Raw genomic sequence first — 22,159 nt, forward strand, 5'->3', positions numbered from 1 at the left:
ACCCTGATCACGAAACCACGGGGCGCATGCCGCCCCGTGGCGACGTGGAGGTAGGTATGCCATGCCAAGGTTCCGCGAAGCATGCACCGCCGTGCTGGCCCTGTTCGCCATGGGTGCGGCAGCAGGCCAGAGCCCTCCGCCCGTCACGCTGGGCTCGCCTGTTCCGGTGAGCCAGCTGGCAACGATGTGCGGCGGCAGCGATACCACGAACAACATCAACACCCAGGCGCTTACCGGCGCGGTGAACGACAACCAGGCGAACAACACGGTCAGCGGGGGCAACCTTGTTTCCGGCAGCGCCTTCGGAGGGGCAGCCGGCCTGCCCACGGTGATCCAGAATTCGGGCAACAACGTGCTGATCCAGAACGCGACCATCGTGACGGTGAGGATGGTCCCGTGAAAGCGAAGGGCATGCTCGGCCTGGCCCTGCTGATGGTGGCGACCGCCAGCCATGCAGGGCGGGCCGAGGTGCAGACCTCGCCGGGCACGTCGTATCCGCTGCACCTGACCAGCCTGAAAGAAGCGCGTTTCCGCAACACCATCCGGCAGAAATACGACTTCAGCTGCGGCTCTGCTGCCGTCGCGACCTTGCTCACCTATCAGTACGCGTATCCCGTCGACGAGCAGGCGGCGTTCGACATGATGTACGAGAACGGCGACCGGGCGAAAATCGGACGGGAAGGGTTCTCGTTGCTGGACATCAAGCGTTTCCTCGCCTCGCGCGGCTTCGATGCCGATGGTTTCGCCGTGCCATTGCAGAAGCTCGACGACGAGGGCATGCCGGCCATCGTCCTCATCGACGAACGCGGCTACCACCATTTCGTGGTGGTGAAGGGCTATCGCAACGGACGCGTGCTCATCGGCGATCCGGCGCGCGGCACGCGCTCGATGTCGCAGCGTCGCTTTGACGACCTGTGGAAGAACCGCATCGTCTTCGTGATCCACAACCAGCGCGACCGCGCCATTTTCAACAGCCCTCGCGACTGGACGGTGGCGCCTGCCGCGCCGCTGGGCGAGGGCATCGAACGCAACGGTCTCGCTCCCATCGTGATGCCCAAGCGTGGGCCGGGGGATATATGAACAGGCGCGTGCTCGTCGTCGGTGTCGTGCTGTTGGTGGCAAGCCTGCCGCTGCGGGCCGCCGATTTCACTCGTCAGGAGGCTTTGCCGGATGCGGCGCTCGACCAGGTGCGCGGCGGCATGGACCTGGGAAACGATGTGCTCGCGTCGCTCTCACTCCAGCGCACCGTGCTCGTCAACGGCATGGAAGTGATACAGAACAGCGTATCGATCCCGGATATCGCCCACATCACCACCGATCAGGCCACGGCGCTGTCCGATGCACTACGGGCCACCACGATCACCACCGGCATCGGTGGCGTATCCACCGACCTGGGCAGTTCCAGCGGTGCGCTGGTCATCCAGAACTCACTCAATAACCAGGCCATCTCGGCCACCACATCGATCGACGCATCGGTGAACAGCGCACGCATGCTGCAGAACCTGCGGCTCGGCGAGGCCATACAGGACGCGACGATCCAGTTCCGGGGGAACTAACCCATGTATCGCAATGGCAGGGTGATGCAGGCGGGCAGGCGCGCGGGCGTGTTTTCGCTTGCGGTGCTGCCCATGTGGATCGGCGCATGTCTTGCGCAGGACGCCAGTGTCGATCCGGCGCTGCGCGAGAAGATCGAGGCGCAGGGGCGCAAGCTCGATGCCATGCGAAGTCGCATGGCCGAGCAGCTGGCCGAGCTGGAGCAGATGAAGCGGGATCTTTCCGCGCAGGAGGCACAGTACGCCGACCTGCGCAAGGCGGTGGGCCTGAATGCATTGGACGATGCGCGCGGTGGTTCGGCCGCCGTGGCAACGGCGTCAGGTGATCCTCCGCCGGTCGGATCGCCTGTACAGGCCGTTGCAGCCAGTCCTGTTGGTAGGCGGCCTGAGCAAGACGAGCGACCGCCCGAGGTGGCGCCGATCTTCGACCAGCCCGGCGTGCTCACGCCGCGCGGCAAGCTGATCGTCGAGCCTTCCTACCAGTACGGCTATTCATCGGCCGACCGCGTGGCGCTGGTGGGCTATACGGTGATCCCGGCCATTCTTATCGGCCTCATCGACGTGCGTCAGGTGAAGACCACCACGCAGACGGCGGCGGTGGCATTTCGCTATGGCCTCACCAATCGCATGGAGCTTGAGGTTCGCATCCCGTATGTGGATACGCATACCGACACGATCAGCCGCGAGATCTTCACCGGTACGGCGCAGGACAGTCTCTACACCACCAGCGGCAAGGGCATCGGCGATATCGAGGCGACGCTGCGCTACCAGCTGAACGATGGCGGGGCGGACAAGCCGTACTACGTGGGCTGGCTACGGGCCAAGTCGCGCACGGGGCGCGATCCGTTCGAGGTGACGACCGATTGCATCACGCGGTGCCTGGAGAACTTCACCGGCACGGGCCTGCCTGTCCAGAGTCCCACGGGTAGCGGATTTTATTCGGCACAGGCGGGTGTGACGTGGCTTTACCCGTCTGATCCGGTCGTGTTCTTCGGTAACGTGAGTTATCTGCACAACTTCGAACGCCACAACGTGAGCCGCAACGTGTTGCTGGAGGGCAAGCAGTTCCTCGGCAATGTCAAGGCGGGCGATATTGCCGATGTGAGCGTCGGCATGGGGCTTTCGCTGAACGAGAAGGCCTCGATCAGTATCGGTTACGACCAGAGTTTCGTCGGTCGCACCACGCAGAACGGAAATTCCGTGCCCGGTTCGGCACGCGTGACGCTCGGTTCGTTGCTGCTTGGTGGCTCCTATCGATTCAACGACAAGGAAACACTGAACGTGACGCTAGGCGTTGGCGTGACTCGCGATACGCCGGATTCCACGGTGACGGTGCGCTTGCCTATAACGTTGTGAATGCATCTGCGCAATGTTTTCACAATGTATTCACTGAACGATTTTGCAACACTCGCAAGTTCCCGTGCACGTCTTGCACACATAAGGGCTCGTTAAGATTTCAAACGGGGGTTCGAACACACACTATAAAAACCTGCAGGGAGTTTTCTTACATGCGCACTCGTCACCATCGTTTCGGCAAGGCCACGGCTGGCCTCGCACTCGCTTCACTCGCTGTCTTCGGTGCCGCTGCGCATGCGCAGGACAGTGGTTACGCCAAGAAGTCCCAGTCCCCCGCGCTGGACAATATCAGCCTGTGGGTGGGTGGTTACTACACCAACAACGACACGAACATCGGTGCCCACACCGATATCCTCAACTCGCGCGGCAACCTGAATCTCGAGCACGACCTCGACTTCAAGAAGCACAAGACCGTGCCGCGCGTGCGTCTCGACTTCCTCATCGGTGAGCACCAGGGCTTCTCGTTCGACTACTACGAAGTCGATCGCGACCACTCCAAGACCCTCTCCGATGGCATCAACTTCCTCGGCACGCCGATCGAAGCCACCGCTCGCGTGAAGGGCGATCTCAAGTTCACCTTCGGCAGCGCCGCGTACAAGTGGTGGTTCGGTACCGGCAACGACGTGTTCGGCGTTGGCCTGGGTGCGGCTTACTACAAGGTGCACGCGAGCATCTACGGTTCGGCCACCGTCAATGGCGACGGTTTTGCCGATGGTGCCAGCGCCAACGAAAGCGCCTGGGCGCCGAACCTGCAGCTGGGCTGGCGTCACGCGTTCAACGACCAGTGGCGCATGTATGTGAATGCGTCGGGCGTGAAGAAGAACGGTGGCAGCCTGAATGGCCACATCTACGACGCCGCCATCGGTCTTGAGTGGTTCCCGTGGCAGAACGTGGGCTTCGGTGCGGAGTACGCGTACACGAAGATCAAGCTCAACCAGGACAAGCGTCGTTACGACCTCGACCTGGACATGAAGCTCACCGGTCCGGCTGCTTACGTCCGCCTGCGCTTCTGATTGCCTCGTTTGCTGGATACAAAAAGGCCGCCTTCGGGCGGCCTTTTTTCTGCGTCGCGCGGACCGGATACCGCTGACCTGTAGGAGCGCGCCTGCGCGCGACAAGGTTTTCGCAGCGACCCGCCTACCGAAGGGGAAGCCAACCGTATCGGCGATTCCTGCGGATCGATGGATGCGTTTTTGCGAGCACCCATCGCGGATGCGATCCGCTCCCACACCTCCGGTAGCACCGTTGCATTGTAGGAGCGTGCTTGCGCGCGATCGTTTGAATCGAAACGATGATGATGTTCGCGATGACCGGTCGCGCGCAGGCGCGCTCCTACAGGGGTGCGGGCTTCTTGCGGGTTGTCAGCCAGCCGCCGCCGCATACCGCGGCTACCAGGAGTGCATCCAGCGACCAGGCGGCCCAGGGGCGTGCGTCGAACCAGGGCGCCGTCAGGTGATCGTGCGCGATCATCCTTGCCGCCGTCCAGGCGATGGCGCCGGCGCCGATGTAGACGATCACCGGGAAGCGGTTGATGAGCTTCAGGATCAACGTGGAGCCCCATACCACCAGCGGCACGCTGATCGCCAGGCCGAGCACTACCAGCACCATGTGGCCCTTGGCGGCACCGGCGATGGCCAGCACGTTGTCCAGGCCCATCAGCGCATCGGCGACCACGATGGTGCGGATGGCGGCCCAGAAGCCCGCGGCCGGCGCGATCTCGGGGTCGTGGTCGTCCTGCTTCAGCAGTTTCCAGGCAATGGGCAGCAGCAACAGGCCGCCGGCCAGCATCAGGCCCGGGAGCTTCAGCAGCCAGATCACCACGAAGGTGAGGGCGATGCGTATGGCGATGGCGCCGAAGGTGCCCCAGAACACGGCCTTGGTCTGGAGGTGCTTCGGGAGATTGCGGGCCGCCAGCGCGATGACGATGGCGTTGTCCCCGGCCAGCACCAGGTCCAGCAGCACGATGGCCGCCAGGCCGGAGAAGAATTCGGGGGTGAGGAAATCCATGGGGCAGGTCCTTCGCGCGCTGAAGACAAATGCGGCGGCGACGGGTACGCGCGCCCGTCGTCACCGCAAAAGTCTCGTTCCCGGCGCGAAAGCCGCTGCGACGACCGGGACGCGATGGAGCGTCCGTACTGACGATCGGCGCACACGAAGCAGGATGCCTCGCGGAACTACTCCCTTTTGGGCTGTAGTGGGCGGCATTGTCCTCCGTCGGTTGCGGCGCGGCAAGACTGTCTGCAAGGGGACCGGCTAAAATCGCGGGCTTTCCCAACCCCTCACGAGTGAAGTCCATGAGCGCACACGATATCCGTTCCGCCACGCGTCCCGATCCGGACCAGCCGCTGGTGGACATCGCCAACTACGTGGCCGACTACAAAATCGACTCGCAGGAGGCCTACGACACCGCGCGCTACATGCTCCTCGACTCGCTGGCCTGCTCGGCCCTGGCGATGAAGTTCCCGGACTGCGTGAAGCACCTCGGCCCCATCGTGCCGGGCGCCACCCTCGAAGACGGCGTCCGGGTGCCGTTCACCTCGCACGTCCTCGATCCGGTCCAGGCCGCCTTCGCCATCGGCACCCAGATCCGCTACCTCGACTTCAACGACACCTGGCTGGCGGCCGAGTGGGGCCACCCGTCCGACAACCTGGGCGCCATCCTCTCGGTGGCCGATTACCTCTCCCGCAAGGCGGCGAAGGAAGGCGGCAAGGCCCTGACCGTCCGTGACGTGCTGGGCTACGCCATCAAGGCCCACGAGATCCAGGGCTGCTACGCCCTCCAGAACAGCTTCAACCGCGTGGGCCAGGACCACGTGATCCTGGTGCGCCTGGCCTCCACGGCGGTCACCACGGCGATGCTGGGCGGCAACAAGGACCAGGTCACCACGGCCGTCTCGCACAGCTGGATCGACAACGGCGCCCTGCGCACCTACCGCCACGCCCCGAACACCGGCCCGCGCAAGAGCTGGGCTGCCGGCGATGCCTGCCGTCGTGCCGTCACCCATGCCATCAATGCCGTCTACCGCAACGTGGTGGGCTATCCCTCGGCCCTGTCGGCCAAGACCTGGGGCTATTACGACGTGGCCTTCAAGGGCAACGCCTTCCAGTTCGAGCGCCCGTTCGGCAGCTACGTGATGGAGAACGTGCTCTTCAAGATCAGCTTCCCGGCCGAGTTCCACGCCCAGACGGCCGTGGAGTGCGCCATGAAGCTGCACGCCCAGGTCGGCTCGCGCATCGACGAGATCGAGAAGGTGGTCATCGAGACCCAGGAAGCCGGCGTCCGCATCATCGACAAGACCGGCCCCCTGGCCAATTACGCCGACCGTGACCACTGCATCCAGTACATGGTGGCCGTGCCCCTGATCTTCGGCCGCCTCACCGCCGACGATTACAACGACAACGTGGCCGCCGATCCGCGTATCGACGCCCTCCGCGACAAAATGACCGTGGTCGAAAATCCCCAGTTCACCAAGGATTATTTCGATGCCGAAAAACGCTATATCGGCAATTCGGTTCAGGTGTTCTTCAAGGACGGTTCCAGCACGGAAAAGGTTTCCATCGATTTCCCCATTGGCCACCGCAAGCGCCGCGCCGAAGGTATCCCCGTGTTGCTGAAGAAGTTTGAGGCCGCGCTGCGGGCCGAGCTCCCGGAAGACCGGGTTGAAAAGATCCTGGCCCTTACTTCTTCTCCGGAAAATCTTGACTCAACCCCCATTCACGAATTCATGACGCTCTTCACGGCTTGATAATGGCTGTGACTCAAGTATGAACGGCGGTTTTTAGCACGTGTTCAATTGTTTGATTTTTGCTAAACTGCCGCCGCCCGTTGAAGGGGTATCAAAGCGAGGGACGGCCGAAGTCCCCGGATTCGATAAGAGTTCTACGCGCGATTTCCGTCTGGGGTGGAGCGCGGACGCGAATACCAATAATGAGGAGACACCGATGAAACGTAAGGGCTTGTTTTTGCTGATTGGTTTGGCCCTGGGCGGCGTGGGTGCCGTTCACGCGCAGGAATCCGCCGACACGGCGGGTAACGGCTATGACGGCCGCTGGTACATCGCCCCGACGGTTGGCGGTTACTACAACGACACCGACCGGAACACCAACAGCCGGCAGGTCTATTACGGCCTGGGCTTCGGTAAGTTCATCTCCAACAACGCTTCGATCGACATCTTCGCCGATCGCACCAAGCGTGATAACGATGGCAATGGCCACTGGGCCAACAACAGCTACGGCGTTGCCGCTCGCTTCTACGCTGGTGCGTGGGACAGCTGGCGTCCGTACCTGCTCGCCGGCGTGATGGGCTCGTACCACCACAACCCGTCGAACAATGGCTGGTCCCCGGCCGCTGAGCTCGGCGTCGGCGTGTCCAAGACCATCACCGACAGCTCGGACTTCCGCGTGGAAGCCGGCTACCGTTACGACTGGGACGACAAGACCGTCCGCAGCGAGAACGGCTACGGCGACTGGTTCCTGGGCTTCTCGATCGTCTCGCGCTTCGGCGAGCCGCCGGCAGCTCCGGCCCCGGCCGTTGCTCCGGCCCCGGCTGCTCCGGACTGCTCGACCCTCGACAGCGACGGCGACGGCGTGAACGATTGCGACGACAAGTGCCCGGGTACCCCGGCTGGCACGATCGTCGGCCCGGATGGTTGCCCGCAGAAGGTCGTCATCGACCTGCGCGGCGTCAACTTCAAGTTCGACCGTCCGAAGAAGGGCGAGACGAACATCGGTCCGTCGCTCCAGGAGCCGACCAGCGAGTCGCTGGGCGTCCTCGACCAGGCTGTCGACACCCTGCAGCGTTACCCGCAGGTCAAGGTCACGGTTGCCGGTTACACGGATAGCGTTGGTAAGGACGCCTACAACCAGGGCCTGTCCGAGCGTCGCGCCAAGATCGTGTTCGATTACCTGACCTCGCACGGCATCTCGGCTGACCGCCTGGAAGGCCCGATCGGTCACGGCAAGAACAACCCGATCGACACCAACGACACGGCCGAAGGTCGTTCGCGTAACCGTCGCACGGAACTGCAGGTTCAGCAGTAATCCAGGCACGATCGGTAGCTACATAAAAGAGCCCGGCGAAAGCCGGGCTCTTTTTTTGCGCCCTACTTTCTGTAGGAGCGCGCCCCGCGCGCGACCGGGCGAACGGGAATGTCCCATTGGTACGGCACGCCCGGTCGCGCGCGGGGCGCGCTCCTACAGGGGGATATGGTTACCAGGCGTAGCGCAGGCGGCCGTACCAGTAGGCGCCGTTGGTGCCGATGGGGGAGATCACGTCGTAGGGGAAGTTACCGGCATAGGCGATTTCCGGGATCGACCTGCGCGGGTACTGGTCGGTGATGTTCTGCCCGCCCAGTGCCACCGAAAAGCGCTCGGTCACATGCCACTCGGCCTCGGCATCCAGTTGCCAGCGGGCGCCATAGGTCTGCGTCGGCACGTCGCCACCGCCGAAATCGAACACGCGGGTGGTCGCGCCCTGGCGGGTGAGCCGGCCCAGCAGCGACCAGTGGGGGCTGTCCCATTTCGCCGTGAAGGCACCGCGCTGGCGGGGCGCCGCGCTGGTGAGCGTGTTGCGTTCCTCCAGCCCGAACAACACCGCATCGGCGCCCAGGGCCGCCAGTTCCGGCGGGGTGTCCTGCACATGCCGGATGGTGTTCTTGTTGTAGCTGTACGTTGCGGTCAGCGTCAGGTTGCCGCCATAGGCTGCCTGGCGATAGTTGGTCACCAGCTCGGCCCCGCGGGTGCGGGTATCCACCGCATTGGTGAAGAACGAGACGCTCTGGATGCCCTGCACGCCGAAGCGGGAGGCGATGTAGTCCTCCAGGCCGTCGGGAGCGATCTTCTCGGACAGCGTGATCCGGTGGTTCACGTCGATCTGGTAGATATCCAGCGAGGCATCGAAGCCCTGGCCCAGCTGGGCGGTGAGGCCCAGGCTGAAGTTGCGCGACTTCTCCGGGCGCAGCGGCCTGGCCCCCAGTCCCTGGGCCACGGGGTCGTTGACCGAAAGCACCCGGCTCTCCACCAGCTTGCCGTCGGCCCCATAACCGGTGCCGGTGGATTCGAACCCTTCCTGGCTCAGCGAGGGGGCGCGGATATTGTTGGAGATGGCGCCGCGGATGGCGAGGGCGTCGGTCAGGGCGTAGCGGCCACTGAGCTTGCCCGTCCAGGCCGAGCCGAAGTCGTTGTAGTGCTCGTAACGGGCAGCGGCGTCGGCAAAGAAGCGATCCGTGACGTCACCCGAGAGATCGACATAGGCCGCGCCGACATTGCGATGCAGGTTTGCGGTGTCCTGTGGCGTGATGCCACCACCGGCCTGGGCGCCGGTCGGAGCGCCGACGACCGGCCCTACCGCATACGATGCCGGATCGCCCGCATAGGTATTGAAACCCTCGCGGCGGAACTCGGCGCCGGTGGCCAGGGTAAACAGCTTCGAGCCCCATTCGACGGAGCGGCTGAGGTCCAGGTTGGCCGTGCCCTGGGTACTCTCGTACTTGCCGACGTGGAAGAAGGTGGGGCTGGCCGTGCCCAGGGAGGCGTTCACCGAGTCGCGCAGGTCGTAGTCGAAGCTGTTGCTGCCCCAGGTCAGGCTCCCATCGATGTCCCACTCGCCCAGGCGGCCACGGGCCCCGGCCGTCAGGTTGAGGTCGCGGTTGTAGCCGAGGGACTCCGGGCGGTAGCCGTTGGGGTAGATGGACGGCACGTTGGCAGGGTCGTCCGGATAGCGGAAGTAGTTGTCGCCGATGGTGCGGCGCTGGGTATAGGTGCCGAAGGCATAGCCCTTCACGGTGTCGCCGAAAGGCAGCTCGGCATTGAACCAGCCACTGTAGCTCTCGTTCTGGGGGTCACCCGCGGCGTAGTTGCGCTTGCCCTGCAGGGCCAGGTTGGCCGGGCTCTGGTTCTCCCAGGGCGGAATCTGGTCCGGGCCGGCGCGGTTGGTCGCATCGTGGTTGTTGCTCTCGATACCCGCGCGGAGGAAGCCGCCATCGCCGCCCAGCTTCGTGCCCGCCTTGGCGCTGACGAAGCTGCTCTGGCCGTCCGTGATCTCACGCCCCAGCGGTCGGAAATTGGTGTGGAAGGCGCCGTAGCTGGTGGTTACCTCGCCGCCCTCGGGGGCGTCGTCGAGGATGATGTTGATCACGCCCGCGATGGCATCGGAGCCGTACTGGGCGCCTGCGCCATCGCGCAGCACCTCGATGCGCTTGATCGCGCTGATGGGGATGGCGTTGAAATCCACGGGCGTGGTGCCGCGCCCGACCTTGGTGTCGCTGTTGACCAGGGCCGAGGTGTGGAAGCGCTTGCCGTTGACCAGCACCAGCACCTGGTCGGGACTCATGCCACGCAACTGGGCCGCGCGCACGTGATCGGAGCCGCCCGAGTTGGACTGGCGGGGGAAGTTGAACGAGGGCAGCAGGTTGGCGAGAGCCTGGCCCAGTTCGCCGTTCACGGCACCGGCGGAGCGCAGGTCCTCCGGGGTCAGTACGTCCACCGGCACCGGGGAGTCGAGAACGGTGCGATCCTTCGCGTGCGTGCCGGTGACCACGACCTGCTCGAGGGTGGAGGCATGGATGGGCTCGGCCTGCTGTGCAACGACGCTCGAAGCGGGCAGGGCGAGGGCCAGGGCGAAGAAAAGACGGGTGTGACGCATGGGTGTTCCTGACAATACGGGGCCTGCGCCGCCCCGCTAAAAAGGGCGGCGACATGGATGGGTACGATGATTGACGCGGCGGGTCAGCCGCGCAGGAGGGCATCCGGCCGACATCGACCGGCCACGAAACGGCCGGTGCTGATGTTTTGACGGACAGGATGCGGAATCACGTTAAGGCCCCTGTGGCGGGTATGCGTCGCGCCACTTTTCCTATTTGTTGCATTGCGGTGTACGCTGTGTCAATACATCGGACACATAGCCGTATGGACGTCCGTTTGAAATATGCAGGTGCAGAGGTTTCGATGAAGCGTTTCCGTGGTGTTCTTCTCGCCGCCGTCATGGTGGCAACATCGGCCTGCGCCGCCACCGCGCCCCAGGCAACCCATACCGCCCAGGTCGCCACCTTGAGCGGCGATGCCGCCCATCCGGGTGCCACCCAGGGCTGGGTACGCACGGAGCTGTACTTTGGCCTGGGGTTGGAAAGCGGTGGCGGTATCGATGAGGCGGGCTGGCGCGAGTTCCTCGATCGTGAGGTCACCCCGCGATTTCCTGACGGCCTGAGCGTGGTGGACGTCTACGGACAGTGGCAGGGCAAGGATCAGGCGGCACCTGAGCGGCTACGTTCGAAACTGATCGTGCTGCTCTACCCGGATTCGCCGGCGCATCGCGCCGATGTCGATGCCATCCGCGTGGCCTGGAAAACAAAGACGGGCGACCAGTCGGTGTTGCGGGTGACCCAGCCGGCCGAGGTGTCGTTCTGATGAACACGGCAGTTGCCCCGCGCCGCCGTTTCGGCGGCGGTGATCTCAATGGCGTGCTCGGTCTCGTCGTAGACAACCTCTCCCTGCTGGCCTTTCTGTCCGTCGCCCTGATCGGCATCTTCGGCATGCCGGCCGACCTGGTGTTCCGTCGCATGTTCCCGGGCACGGCCTTCGGCGTGCTTCTGGGTAACCTCGCCTATACATGGATGGCTCGTCGTCTGGCCGCCCGAACGGGTCGCGAAGACGTCACCGCCATGCCGCTGGGCATCGACGCGCCCACGACCATCGGCATGGCACTTCTGGTGCTGGGCCCGGCGTTTGCGGGCTACCGCCAGTCGGGCATGGATGCCGTCGCGGCGGGCGAGGCCACCTGGCACCTGGGCATGGCGTCCCTCGTGGTGATGGGCGTGCTCAAGTTCGTGCTGTCGTTCTTCGGTGCCTGGGTCCAGCGTTCCGTACCGCGGGCCGGCCTGCTCGGCTCCATCGCCGGCATCGCCCTGGTGCTCATGGGCCTGCTGCCCCTGATCGAAATCCTGCGCGTACCGGTGGTGGGTTTCGCCGGCCTGGGCATCGTCCTCTATGCGCTGGTAGCGAAGCGGCGACTGCCGTTCGGCCTGCCCGGCGTGCTTGCCGCGTTCATCGTGGGTGTCGCGCTGTACTACGGCCTGGGCCCGTCGGGCCTGCTCGGCAGCGGCTACCACGCCCCCGCCGCGTGGACGTGGCGCCTGGGCCTGCCGCTGCCCAGCCTGGGCTTCCTCGATGGCCTGCCGGCCACCGTGCCTTATCTGCCGCTGATCCTGCCCTTCGGCCTGCTGATGGTGGTCGGCGGCATCAACGTCACCGAAAGTGCCCGCGCGGCCGGTGACGACTACTCCACCCGCGACATCCTGCTGGTGGAGGCACTTGCCACCCTGGTGGCAGGTATCTGCGGCGGCGTGGCACAGACCACGCCCTATATCGGCCAGCCGGCCTACAAGGCCATGGGCGCGCGCTCGGGCTATACGCTGGCGACAGGCCTCATCATTGGCCTGGGCGGTGTATTCGGCTATCTCTCCAACCTGGTCGAGTTGCTGCCAGTGGCCGTGCTGGCGCCCATCCTGGTGTTCGTATCCATCAGCATCACGACGCAGGCTTTCGAAGCGACGCCGGTGCGTTATACGGCCGCGGTGGTTTTCAGCTTTTTCCCTGCCATAGCGCGACTGCTGGCGATCAAGCTCGGCGATCCGTCCATCGTCGATCCGGCGCATTTCGCTTCGCTGTACGCGCAGAACGGGCAGGGCGTATCCGACATGGCGGTGATCGTCATCCTCGGCAACGGCTTCATCATCACCTCGATGGTGTGGGCAAGTTTCGTCGTGGCGATGATCGATGGACACGTACGCAAGGCGGCGGGCATCGTTGCGCTCGGCGGCGTGCTCACGGCGTTCGGCATCATCCACTCCGTGCAGCCGATCGGCTCGGTGTACCTGCCTTGGCTGCTCGATGCCACGTCACGGTCACTGGTATGGCAGTTCGTGTCGGCGTATGCGGCTCTGGCCGTGGTGCTGCTTGGCCTGTCGTTCGCTCCGAAACGGCATTGAGCCCGCCACACCACCAACACGCACCCATGTAGGAGCGCGCCTTGCGCGCGACCGGTTGAATCGAAACGATGATGATGTTCGCGACAACCGGTCGCGCGCAGGCGCGCTCCTACAACAGCCTGCGATCACGTGTAGAGAGGCGGCGGGGGCGGCCCTTGGCGCGACTTGATGGAGGTGAGGGGAGCGGGTGGATCAGGCCGCGAAGCGGGGCCGGCCAGGAAGGCCGGCCCTTTTCGCCGAGGCACGGAGGCCGAGTCGAAAAGCCCCGCCCGCTCCCCGTGCCCGAAGGGGCGCAAGCCATAAAACACTGAGCCGCGCAGCGGCTCCTCCTTTCCCGAGGGACACCGCAGGCCGGAGCGACAAGGGCCGCCCTCGTCGCCTCTGCAACGCCACGCCACAGGCGCCGAGCGCGAGGCTGATAGGCGAGCCCTTCCTACGGAGCGAAACACCACACGGGCTGCGTTCCTACGGAGCGCAACATCGCCGAGGCGATCGGTTCCCATTCCTTCGGTAGGGATGGCTTTGCTTACTACGGAGCGTTCCGTGTCAAACGGTCGCGCGCGAGGCGCGCTCCTACAGGGGTGGGGTTGATTTGGGGGTGGGGTGGGCCCATGGTCTGGGGTTTGCACTGGAGACTTTTCATGGCGCTTTCCGATCTCACATCCTTGCCGGGTGTTACGGCCAAACCCGATGCGGTGACACACGGTTATGTGTTCAACCATACGATGATCCGTGTGCGCGATCTCGATGTGTCGCTGGATTTCTACACACGCGTGCTCGGCTTTACGCCGGTCTACAAGAACGTGTTCGACGAAGCCGCGTTCACCATCGTCTACCTCGTGCTGGTCGGCGATACCTCGGTCATTCCCGACGACGATGCCGCGCGTCGCGAATGGGTGCTGCGCCAGCCGGGTGTGCTGGAACTCACCCATAACCATGGCACCGAAAAAGAGGCCAAGACCCCTTACCACAACGGCAACACCGAGCCGCGTGGCTTCGGCCACCTGTGCGTCAGCGTGCCGGACGTGAACGAGGCCTGCGCCCGTTTCGAAGCGCTGGATGTTACCTTCCAGAAGCGCCTCACCGACGGGCGCATGCGCCATATCGCCTTCATCCGTGATCCGGATGAATACTGGATCGAAATCCTCCAGCCGACCCCGCTGGCGGTCTGAAGGAGCTGTATCGATGCTGTCACGCCTGTTGCCAGTGACCCGTGCCCTGCTGGTGGCGAATATCCTGGTGTACGTCCTGCAATGGCTGCTGGGTGACGACCAGACGCTGGCGCTCACGCGCTGGTTTGCCCTGTGGCCGCTCGGGCCCGATGTGGTTTTCTCCAATGCGGGCGATACGCTGGGTTTCCGCCCGTGGCAGGTGATCACCTACGGCTTCATGCATGGCAGCATCATGCACATCGTGCTGAACATGTACGCGCTGTACATGTTCGGCAGTCTGCTCGAAGGCGTGATGGGCGCGCGCCGTTTCACCATCTACTACTTCACCTGCCTGGTGGCTGCGGCTTTGGCCCAGCTGGCGGTGGTGTACTTCTTCGAACAGGGGCGCATGTACCCGACGGTAGGTGCCTCGGGTGCCATCTTCGGCCTGCTCGGTGCTTTTGCGATGCTCTTCCCGCGGGAAAAGCTGATGCTGATCCCGATCCCCGTGCCTATTTCGGCGTGGTTGTTCGTGGCGCTCTATGGTGCCGCGGAGCTGATCTTCGGCATCACCGGCACGGTGGCCGGCGTGGCGCATTTCGCCCACCTGGGTGGGCTTATCGCGGGGCTCGCATTGCTCTGGGCGTGGGGCGTGCGACCGCCGCCACGCCAGAGCGCCTGACTCCGGTCAGCGCATCGCCAGGAAGTCGGGGCTGACCACGAAGCGCACGGCGTCCAGACGCACCCGGGCTTCGGGAATGGCCGCCAGCAGGGCATCACGCTCCGCGGCCACGGCTTCCACTTCGGCCGCCGTGATCGACGGATTCACCGCGCGCAGGGCGAGCAGGCGGGTGTACTCCGCACCCAGCTCCTGCGTGGCCAGTTCGGCCGCCTCGTACTTGAGCACTTCCGCACGGCCTTCGGCGAGGTCCTTCGCCTGTTCCAGCATGGGCGGCACGAGCTTCGACAGAAACTTGCGGTAGCGCGCCACGTCGATGTTGCGATCCGGCGCACGACGAAGCGCCACGTCGCTGGGACGGAAGCCCGGGCGTTCGTTGAGGCGGGTGTCCACGGTGAGTACGAGCGGCGTGGCGGGCAGGAAGCGCTCGGCATCGAGCTTGCGATCGGCCACCACTTCCACCACGAACACCGTCTGCAACAGCACGGTGCGTACCGGAATGGCATCGTCCACGAGGAAGGCCGCATTGCCGGCCTCACCCGAAACCAGGAGATCGACCGCCGCGCTCACCATCGGATGGTCGATGCGCAGCAGGGGGAGATCCTCACGGGCCAGCGCCACCTCACGCGAGAACGTGACCGACAGCGGGCCATCCGCGAAGCCCGGCAGGCCATCGGTGGAGAGGTATTGCGGATCGAGCAGCACGATATCGCGGCTGAGCTCTTCCGTATGTACGCCGTAGCCTTCGAACAGGCGCTGGATAAAGGCATCGCGGCCTGGATCGTTGTCCTCGCGCGCGAAGCTGCCGGCAAGGTCATCGGCGTGGGAATCGCGGCTGGCGGCCAGTTCGAGCAGGTGGTCGCGACCGGCATGGATCAGGGCCGACAGTTCCTCATGCGCACCGCGCGTTTCGGCGATGAGCGAGTCCAGTTCCTGGTCGCGGTCGTCGTCGCCCCGTGCGTGCTCGTCGGCAAGACGCGACAGCAGTTCACCGAAGCGACGCAGCAGTTCGCGGCCATCGGCCGGACTGCCACGGAAGGCGTCGAGGCCCTCGTCGTACCAGCGCGCGAGCACATGCTGCGCGGTCTGCGCCACCACGGGCACATGGATCGAGATGTCGTGGCGCTGGCCGATGCGGTCCAGACGGCCGATGCGCTGCTCCAGGAGATCCGGATCGAGCGGGAGATCCCACATGACCAGGCGGTGCGCGAACTGGAAGTTGCGACCTTCGGAGCCGATTTCCGAACAGATCAGCAGGCGGGCACCATCGGGTTGTGCAAAGAACGCCGCGTTGCGGTCGCGCTGGATGATGCCAAGGCCTTCATGGAAGCGGGCCACGCCCACGCCACTCTTCGTGCGCAGGGCGTCCTCGATGGCGAGCACCTTGGCCTGGCTGCGGCAAAGAAGCAGGAACTTGTCGGACGGATGGGCGTCCAGCAGATCGATCAGTGCCAGGAGGCGCGGATCGTCGTTGTAGTCGAATTCGAGCGGCGATGGCGGCTGCTGGATGTCCGAGCGGAACTCGGCCAGCAGGGCATCGCGACGGCCCGGGGCAAGCACGCCCGGATCGATCGCGAGGATCTCCGGCACGCGACGCGGAAACCCACCGATGCCGGCACGGCGGTTACGGAACATCGCACGCCCGGTGCCATGACGGTCGATAAGCGCGGCCAGCAGGGCATCGCCCGAACCGGGACGGTCGAGCAGGTGGGCCAGTTCGCGGTCGCCCTTGAAGCGCTCGGCAAGCAGGGCGCGCTGGTCGGCATCGAGGCTCTTGCCTTCGGCCAGCGCGCTGGCGAGGTCGGACAATGGGCCGTAGCTGGCCGATTCGGCCAGATAGGCGTCCAGGTCGCTGTAGCGCTGCGGATCGAGCAGGCGCAGGCGGGCGAAATGCCCGGCACGGCCGAGCTGTTCGGGCGTGGCGGTGAGCAGGATCACGCCGGGCGTGGCTGCTGCCAGTTCTTCGACGAGGCGGTAGCGGGGGCTGGCGCCCTCGGGCGTCCATTCCAGGTGGTGGGCCTCGTCGACCACGATGAGGTCCCAGCCGGCTTCCACGATCTGCTGCGCGCGGCGCGGTGCGCCCTGCAGGAAGGCGAAGTCGGCGATGACGAGTTGTTCGTCCTCGAAGGGATTGCGCCCGTCGCTGGCCTGTTCGATGGCCTCGCAGCGCTCTTCGTCGAAGATGGAGAACGACAGGTTGAAGCGGCGCAGCAGCTCCACGAACCACTGGTAGACCAGCGTCTCGGGAAGCAGCACGAGCACGCGACCGGCGCGGCCCGTTGCCAGTTGGCGGGCGAGGATCATGCCGGCTTCGATGGTCTTGCCCAGGCCTACTTCGTCGGCAAGCAGCACGCGGGGCGGACGGCGGGCGGCCGCGATGCCTGCGACGCGCAACTGGTGCGGCACCAGGCCGATACGGGCCGATTCCAGGCCCCAGGCGGCCGAACGACGTGCGTCGGCGCGGCGGCGCAAGGCCTCCAGGCGCAGGTCGAAGCGTTCGTTGGTTTCCGTGCGGCCGCCGATCAGGCGGTCGTCGGCCTGGGACATGGCCTGCTCGTCGTCGAGCTGGCCTTCTTCCAGTTCGCGGCCTTCGCCACGGTAGACCAGCAGGCCCTCGCGCTCTTCCACGCGTTCCACGAGGAAGGCGATGCCCTTGCCGGACACGCGCTGGCCGGCGCGGAATTCGGCTCGTACCAGCGGGGCGCTGTCGACGGCGTAGGGACGCAACACCCCGGCCTTGGCGAAAAGCACCTGCACGCCGCGTCCTTCGACACGAAGAATGGTACCGAGACCGAGCTCAGGCTCGGCAGTGGAAATCCAGCGTTGACCGGGTTGGAACATGCTTTGGGGGCGCCGCTACGTACAAGGGGCGCTAATTATCCGCCCCGGAGGCTCCCGTGCCTACCTTTTCCAGTCATGCGATGGTGATTCGGGCTCGAACCTGCTCCGGAGCAGGTTCGAGCCATTCCAATGATCTCAGGATATGCAGTGCAGTCTGAGCTTTTGTCTGAATTTGACCGTCGTCGTATTTAGCCCGGGTCAGGTGGCGTGACATCTCGGGTCAGCGGTTCTTGCAGCTGAGATTATCGACGTAGTTATTGCCGGTAAACCGGATATATCGGAATGTGTCGTTCTGCGGCGCCAAATACGTGAAGAGACCTTTCCCGGCGGGGATCGAAACGGTATCCAAAACAGTGCGGTTGGAGCGCAGTAGCTGCACCGTACCGGCGTACATTTTGCCGAACTCTAGATGTCTCCAGTCTCTTCCGAGGTCAATTTCCGCATTCGTCTGGGCGATCAGTACGGTACCTTGCAGGTAAGGGTCATTGCTGTAGACATATCCGAATGCGGGCCCCGATGTAATCGTGATGTCCTGCAGCTTGTAGGGCAGGGGAAGGGGCGTAGGGTATTTAGGTGTAAGGCTCTCGAACGTTTCGGTAAAACCGGACGGCATCGCATGCACCACCAGCGTGGTACGCCGGAATTGCACGGCCTTGGCCTTGTCGCGACTGCCATCGAACGTCACCCAGGTGTCGATCCACAGTTGCGACAGGTCGTCCAGCGTTTCAAGCCAGGTGCGATCGATCTCACCGGTGGCGATGGTGGGGCCGCCCGTGGTTATGAATTCCTTGCCGGTGGCCACATATTCGGTCTTACCGTTGCCGCCGACACGCCCCCTGGCCTCGATCCAATAGCGCTGCCCCTTTTCCATGAAATGGAAGGGCTCGATGGTGAGATGGGCATCACCCTTGAAGGTCGACAGGTCCAGATCCTTCTGGGGGCCTTCCTTGACGATACTGCGGGGCCAGTCAGGGCTCTGGTCCGGAATGCGTTGCACCAGCAGGTTCAGGGTAGGGGAGTCGTACGTGAATCCTTTGCGGTGCAGGGTGAAATATACCTTCACCGAATGCCCCTGGTTGCGTGCGATGACATCCTTGTCGACATAGACGGTGCCACCGGCCTGGGCCGGGTTCATCGGTACGTCTCTCGATCCCTCCTTCGTGCCGTCGTCCCAGTGCAGCGTGAGGGTGTCGCCTGCCTGGAAGTCATTGCGGCTGGAGATGTAGACGGAGATCGACTGCTTGGCGATGAGTGCTTCAGGGCGCAGGACGTCCTTGTTGGGGCCCTCTGCCGCGCTGACGGCAGGCGCCTGCAACGAAGGGGCACCGGGCACCTTCAAGGTCAGTTCCCGGGGGCGCAGGCGAATTGCCTTGGACTTGTCCCTGGAGCCATCGTAGGTGATCGACACCGTTACCGTCAGTTTGGAAGCATCCAGCAGGTTGTCCAGCCAGTTGCGCGGCACGCTGGCGAGGGGCATGGGATCAGGCGGGTTATCACTGAATTGTTCTGCCTCGGCCAGATGCAGGGTAACGGGGTGGCCCTGGTCGTGGGTGCCGTTCAAGCTGAGCCAGAAGCGCTGGCCGGGGGCGATGAGCGAGAACTTGTCGAGCCTGACGTGCGCGTCGCCCTGGAAAGAGCCCATGTCGAGCGTGCCCGCGCTGGCTTCGGAAATGCCCGGCTGGGGCAGGCCAGGCGCATCGTCGTGGATCGAGCCCATCCTGACGGTATAACGGTCCGATCTGTCGGACTGGCCGTTGCGTATGCGCCAGTACGTCACGTCGATCGCCTTGCCGAGGTTGGGAAGGCGCACCTCCTTGTCGATGAGAACTCCCTTGCCAGCGCCCAGATTGTTGAAGCTCTGGGTCCAGGATCCCTCGACCGAATCGGCGCTCCACTCGAACAGCACGGTATCACTGGGCTGTATGTCCGCGCCGGAAGGAATATCGATGTGTATCGATGTGACGCTGGTTGGGTCGATGCGATCGTTCACGGCTTCGCGGACGACCGGAGCGGCCAGGTTGCCAGCGGATGGCGTGCGGTCATGAGGACGCACCTGGACAAGCGCACGCAGTTCCTCGATCAGGTTCTGGATGCGTTGCATGTCCATGGGAAATTCCTTTTCCGTAACGGCAGTGGATTGGAGGCTTTTGCATTCTTGGCCGCCGATGGCGTCTTCGCCATCTGCCAGTCGTTGTAGGCGGGGTAGGGCCAAATCGGCAAGGAGCGTGCCTGTGCGTTGCCGCCAAAGAAAAAGGCGCCGCACTTCCGTGCGGCGCCTTCGGCGATCAATCGCTTAACGCGCAGTTACCAGATCTTCACCTGCTTGTCGCCTTCGCGAATCATCTTCGAGCCCGGCTTGCACTGGAAGGCCGTGGCGAAGGCTTCCATGTTCGACGGGGCACCGATGGCGCGCAGCGAGGCCGGTGCGTGCGGATCGACGTTGAGGTAAAGCATCGCCTGCTTCTCGCGGACGCTGCCGCGCCACACGCGGGCCCAGTTGAGGAAGAAGCGCTGGTCCTGGGTGTAGCCGTCGATCTTCTCTTCGGCTTCCTTCGGGTTCTTCTTCAGGGCTTCCTGCAGGGCGTCGTAGGCAACGTTGATGCCGCCCAGGTCGGCGATGTTCTCGCCCAGCGTCAGCTTGCCGTTGACGTGCAGGTCCGGGTGGTCCTTGAGCGGGGCGTACTCGTCGAACTGGGCCACGAGCTTCGCGGTGCGGGCCTCGAACTTCTCGCGGTCGTCCTTGGTCCACCAGTTCTTGTTGTTGCCCTCGCCATCGAACTGGCTGCCTTCGTCGTCGAAGCCGTGGCTGGCTTCGTGACCGATCACGGCGCCGATGCCGCCGTAGTTGATCGCATCGTCACCGTTGGCGTCGAAGAACGGCGGCTGCAGGATCGCGGCCGGGAAGTTGATCGTGTTGTCGGTGGGGTTGTAGTACGCGTTCACCGTCTGCGGGGTCATGCCCCAGTCGAGGCGGTCGGTCGGCTTGCCGATCTTGGCGATGTCGTAGTGGTAGTTGAACTTGCCGGCAGCCTGCACGTTGGCGAAGAAGTTGTCGCCGCTGACTTCAAGGCCCGACCAGTCACGCCACTTGTCCGGGTAGCCGATCTTCGGCAGGAAGGTGTTCCACTTGGCGATGGCCTTCTGCTTGGTCTCGTCGCTCATCCAGTCGAGCTTCTCGAGGCGTGCCTTCAGGGCGTTGCGCACGTTGTCCACCAGCTCGTTGGCGCGCTGCTTGGCTTCCGGCTTGAACACCTTGGCAACGTACAGCTGGCCCAGGGCTTCACCCATGGAGCTGTTCACGGTGCCGAGCACGCGCTTCCAGCGCGGCTTCTGCTGCGGCTGGCCGGCGAGGGTCTTGCCGTAGAAGTCGAACTTGTTGTCCTGGAAGGCCTTCGAGAGGTACGGCGAGGCGCTGTCCAGGGCGTGGAAGCGCAGGTAGGCCTGCCACGTGGACACGGGCGTGCTGGCCAGCATCTTGTCGAACTGCTTGAAGAAGCCCGGCTGCGAGAGCGAGAAGCCCTTGTCGATGGTCACGCCCTGGGCTGCGAAGAACTTCTCCCAGTTGAAGTGCGGGGTGATCTTGTCGGCATCGGCAACGGCGACGAAGTGGTACTGGTTTTCCGGCTTGCGCAGGTCCACCGGGGCCAGCGAGGCCGCGGCGAGTTCGGTTTCGAACTTCATGACCGCATCGGCCTGCTTCTTCGCGTCGGCCTCGGCCACGCCACCGAGGGTGAGCGTCTTGGCGATGTAGTCGACGTAGGCCTTGCGGTTGTCGGCCTGCTTCGGATCGGTGTAGTAATCCTTGGTGGGCAGGCCCAGGCCGTCCTGGTTCGCGTAGGCGATCTGCACCTTGGCGTTCTGGAAGTCGGCACCGGAGCCGAACGAGAACACATAGCCGTCGCCATCGTTGAAGCTGGCGTCGAGGAAATCGGCGATGTCCTTGGCGGACTTCAGCGCGTCGATCTTGGCCAGTTCCGGCTTGAGCGGATCGACGCCGGCCTTTTCGATGGCGTCTTCGTTCATGCCCGAGCGGTACAGCAGGCCGATCTTCTGTTCGATCGTGCCGGCCTTGGCGGCGTCGGCGCCCTTGTCGGCGGCATCGACGATGTCGTGCTGCGTGTTCAGGCTGTTTTCGGCGAGCTGGTCGAATGCGCCCCAGCGGGTGCGGTCGTCCGGAATCGGGTTGGCGGCCACCCACTTGGCGTTGACGAAGCCGTTGAAGTCGTTGCAGGCGTCGATGCCGGTGTCGAGGTCGGCCACGTTGAACGTGGGCGCGGCGGGCTTGGCGGCGACGGTGCTGGCGGCGGCCGGAGCGGCACTGCCGGTGGCGGCGGGCTGGTTGCCGGCGGGCGCGGTCTCCGCGTCGTTCTGCTTGCTGCATGCCGTGCCGGCCAGCGCGATGCTCAGGGCCAGCGCGAGCGGCTTCAGGTACTGCTTGGTCATGTATGTCCCTCTGTGCGTATTGCGGTTGGTACGGCGCCCCCGGCACCGGTGGGCTCCGAGCATAGCCCGGCAGGCCGTCGGGAAGGAGAATCCGTGACGAAAGTCATGGATTGGTGGCCTGTGCAGGTTTTCGCGTGTTTTGTCCTGCACCTG

Annotated in this window: 16 protein-coding genes; 11 read left to right on the top strand and 5 right to left on the bottom strand. The window is 64.4% G+C overall.

Annotation, left to right across the window (positions count from 1 at the left end; translation table 11 throughout):
• Positions 1-61 precede the first annotated feature (61 nt).
• The 5 genes from HBF25_RS09430 to HBF25_RS09450 all read left to right on the top strand — a co-directional run bounded on the left by HBF25_RS09430 (position 62) and on the right by HBF25_RS09450 (position 3,922).
• A complete protein-coding gene (locus tag HBF25_RS09430; RefSeq protein ID WP_243853146.1) occupies positions 62-400 on the top strand; it encodes a hypothetical protein in 339 nt (112 codons plus the stop codon).
• Positions 397-1,080: a C39 family peptidase gene (locus HBF25_RS09435; protein ID WP_341778067.1), complete on the top strand. Its 684-nt coding sequence runs from the start codon at positions 397-399 to the stop codon at positions 1,078-1,080. Before HBF25_RS09430 ends, HBF25_RS09435 begins: the two co-directional genes overlap by 4 nt.
• Positions 1,077-1,556, top strand: a complete 480-nt coding sequence (locus HBF25_RS09440) for a hypothetical protein (RefSeq protein WP_166947702.1) — start codon at positions 1,077-1,079, stop codon at positions 1,554-1,556. The genes HBF25_RS09435 and HBF25_RS09440 overlap by 4 nt, the downstream gene beginning before the upstream one ends.
• 3 nt (positions 1,557-1,559) lie before the next feature.
• Entirely contained in the window at positions 1,560-2,909 is a 1,350-nt protein-coding gene (locus HBF25_RS09445; protein ID WP_166947704.1) for an acetate kinase, read from the top strand.
• Between the two features lie 152 nt (positions 2,910-3,061).
• Positions 3,062-3,922: a porin family protein gene (locus HBF25_RS09450; RefSeq protein WP_243853147.1), complete on the top strand. Its 861-nt coding sequence runs from the start codon at positions 3,062-3,064 to the stop codon at positions 3,920-3,922.
• Between the two features lie 319 nt (positions 3,923-4,241).
• Here the strand turns inward: HBF25_RS09450 and HBF25_RS09455 are convergent, their stop codons facing one another.
• Positions 4,242-4,916 carry a TerC family protein gene (locus HBF25_RS09455; protein ID WP_166947706.1) on the bottom strand — a complete coding sequence of 225 codons (675 nt, stop codon included), beginning with the start codon at positions 4,914-4,916 and terminating at the stop codon, positions 4,242-4,244.
• A gap of 287 nt (positions 4,917-5,203) precedes the next feature.
• On the opposite strand from HBF25_RS09455, the gene HBF25_RS09460 reads away from it, so the two are divergent.
• Together HBF25_RS09460 and HBF25_RS09465 are read left to right on the top strand one after the other, a co-directional pair.
• Entirely contained in the window at positions 5,204-6,655 is a 1,452-nt protein-coding gene (locus HBF25_RS09460; RefSeq protein ID WP_166947708.1) for a bifunctional 2-methylcitrate dehydratase/aconitate hydratase, read from the top strand.
• Between the two features lie 196 nt (positions 6,656-6,851).
• Positions 6,852-7,949, top strand: a complete 1,098-nt coding sequence (locus HBF25_RS09465; protein WP_166947710.1) for an OmpA family protein — start codon at positions 6,852-6,854, stop codon at positions 7,947-7,949.
• Between the two features lie 169 nt (positions 7,950-8,118).
• Here the strand turns inward: HBF25_RS09465 and HBF25_RS09470 are convergent, their stop codons facing one another.
• Complete coding sequence (locus tag HBF25_RS09470; RefSeq protein ID WP_166947712.1) at positions 8,119-10,551, bottom strand: TonB-dependent receptor plug domain-containing protein; 2,433 nt, start codon at positions 10,549-10,551, stop codon at positions 8,119-8,121.
• Between the two features lie 302 nt (positions 10,552-10,853).
• Between HBF25_RS09470 and HBF25_RS09475 the strand changes: the two genes are divergently transcribed.
• The 4 genes from HBF25_RS09475 to HBF25_RS09490 all read left to right on the top strand — a co-directional run bounded on the left by HBF25_RS09475 (position 10,854) and on the right by HBF25_RS09490 (position 14,725).
• Positions 10,854-11,312 carry a DUF3574 domain-containing protein gene (locus HBF25_RS09475; protein WP_166947714.1) on the top strand — a complete coding sequence of 153 codons (459 nt, stop codon included), beginning with the start codon at positions 10,854-10,856 and terminating at the stop codon, positions 11,310-11,312.
• Positions 11,312-12,892, top strand: coding sequence for a hypothetical protein (locus HBF25_RS09480; RefSeq protein WP_166947716.1), 1,581 nt, complete (start codon positions 11,312-11,314; stop codon positions 12,890-12,892). Before HBF25_RS09475 ends, HBF25_RS09480 begins: the two co-directional genes overlap by 1 nt.
• A 641-nt stretch (positions 12,893-13,533) precedes the next feature.
• Positions 13,534-14,064 (top strand): lactoylglutathione lyase, encoded by a 531-nt coding sequence (gloA, locus tag HBF25_RS09485; protein WP_166947718.1) that lies wholly within the window; start codon positions 13,534-13,536, stop codon positions 14,062-14,064.
• A gap of 13 nt (positions 14,065-14,077) precedes the next feature.
• A complete protein-coding gene (locus HBF25_RS09490; protein ID WP_166947720.1) occupies positions 14,078-14,725 on the top strand; it encodes a rhomboid family intramembrane serine protease in 648 nt (215 codons plus the stop codon).
• A gap of 6 nt (positions 14,726-14,731) precedes the next feature.
• On the opposite strand, the gene rapA is transcribed toward HBF25_RS09490, so the two are convergent.
• The 3 genes from rapA to HBF25_RS09505 form a co-directional block, all read right to left on the bottom strand.
• Positions 14,732-17,563, bottom strand: a complete 2,832-nt coding sequence (gene rapA, locus HBF25_RS09495) for an RNA polymerase-associated protein RapA (RefSeq protein WP_166947722.1) — start codon at positions 17,561-17,563, stop codon at positions 14,732-14,734.
• A gap of 220 nt (positions 17,564-17,783) precedes the next feature.
• The gene (locus tag HBF25_RS09500) at positions 17,784-19,826 is read right to left on the bottom strand and encodes a hypothetical protein (protein ID WP_166947724.1); all 2,043 of its coding nucleotides are present in this window, start codon (positions 19,824-19,826) and stop codon (positions 17,784-17,786) included.
• A gap of 41 nt (positions 19,827-19,867) precedes the next feature.
• The gene (locus tag HBF25_RS09505; protein ID WP_166947727.1) at positions 19,868-22,006 is read right to left on the bottom strand and encodes a M13 family metallopeptidase; all 2,139 of its coding nucleotides are present in this window, start codon (positions 22,004-22,006) and stop codon (positions 19,868-19,870) included.
• Positions 22,007-22,159 lie beyond the last annotated feature (153 nt).

This window comes from Luteibacter anthropi (assembly GCF_011759365.1).
Lineage (GTDB): Bacteria > Pseudomonadota > Gammaproteobacteria > Xanthomonadales > Rhodanobacteraceae > Luteibacter > Luteibacter anthropi.

Excerpts from the sequence above, each read along its gene's own strand:
- HBF25_RS09430 (WP_243853146.1), top strand. The coding sequence starts at position 62 with ATGCCAAGGTTCCGCGAAGCATGCACCGCCGTGCTGGCCCTGTTCGCC.
- HBF25_RS09440 (WP_166947702.1), top strand. The coding sequence starts at position 1,077 with ATGAACAGGCGCGTGCTCGTCGTCGGTGTCGTGCTGTTGGTGGCAAGC.
- HBF25_RS09445 (WP_166947704.1), top strand. The coding sequence starts at position 1,560 with ATGTATCGCAATGGCAGGGTGATGCAGGCGGGCAGGCGCGCGGGCGTG.
- HBF25_RS09450 (WP_243853147.1), top strand. The coding sequence starts at position 3,062 with ATGCGCACTCGTCACCATCGTTTCGGCAAGGCCACGGCTGGCCTCGCA.
- HBF25_RS09455 (WP_166947706.1), bottom strand. The coding sequence starts at position 4,916 with ATGGATTTCCTCACCCCCGAATTCTTCTCCGGCCTGGCGGCCATCGTG.
- HBF25_RS09460 (WP_166947708.1), top strand. The coding sequence starts at position 5,204 with ATGAGCGCACACGATATCCGTTCCGCCACGCGTCCCGATCCGGACCAG.
- HBF25_RS09465 (WP_166947710.1), top strand. The coding sequence starts at position 6,852 with ATGAAACGTAAGGGCTTGTTTTTGCTGATTGGTTTGGCCCTGGGCGGC.
- HBF25_RS09470 (WP_166947712.1), bottom strand. The coding sequence starts at position 10,551 with ATGCGTCACACCCGTCTTTTCTTCGCCCTGGCCCTCGCCCTGCCCGCT.
- HBF25_RS09475 (WP_166947714.1), top strand. The coding sequence starts at position 10,854 with ATGAAGCGTTTCCGTGGTGTTCTTCTCGCCGCCGTCATGGTGGCAACA.
- HBF25_RS09480 (WP_166947716.1), top strand. The coding sequence starts at position 11,312 with ATGAACACGGCAGTTGCCCCGCGCCGCCGTTTCGGCGGCGGTGATCTC.
- gloA (WP_166947718.1), top strand. The coding sequence starts at position 13,534 with ATGGCGCTTTCCGATCTCACATCCTTGCCGGGTGTTACGGCCAAACCC.
- HBF25_RS09490 (WP_166947720.1), top strand. The coding sequence starts at position 14,078 with ATGCTGTCACGCCTGTTGCCAGTGACCCGTGCCCTGCTGGTGGCGAAT.
- rapA (WP_166947722.1), bottom strand. The coding sequence starts at position 17,563 with ATGTTCCAACCCGGTCAACGCTGGATTTCCACTGCCGAGCCTGAGCTC.
- HBF25_RS09505 (WP_166947727.1), bottom strand. The coding sequence starts at position 22,006 with ATGACCAAGCAGTACCTGAAGCCGCTCGCGCTGGCCCTGAGCATCGCG.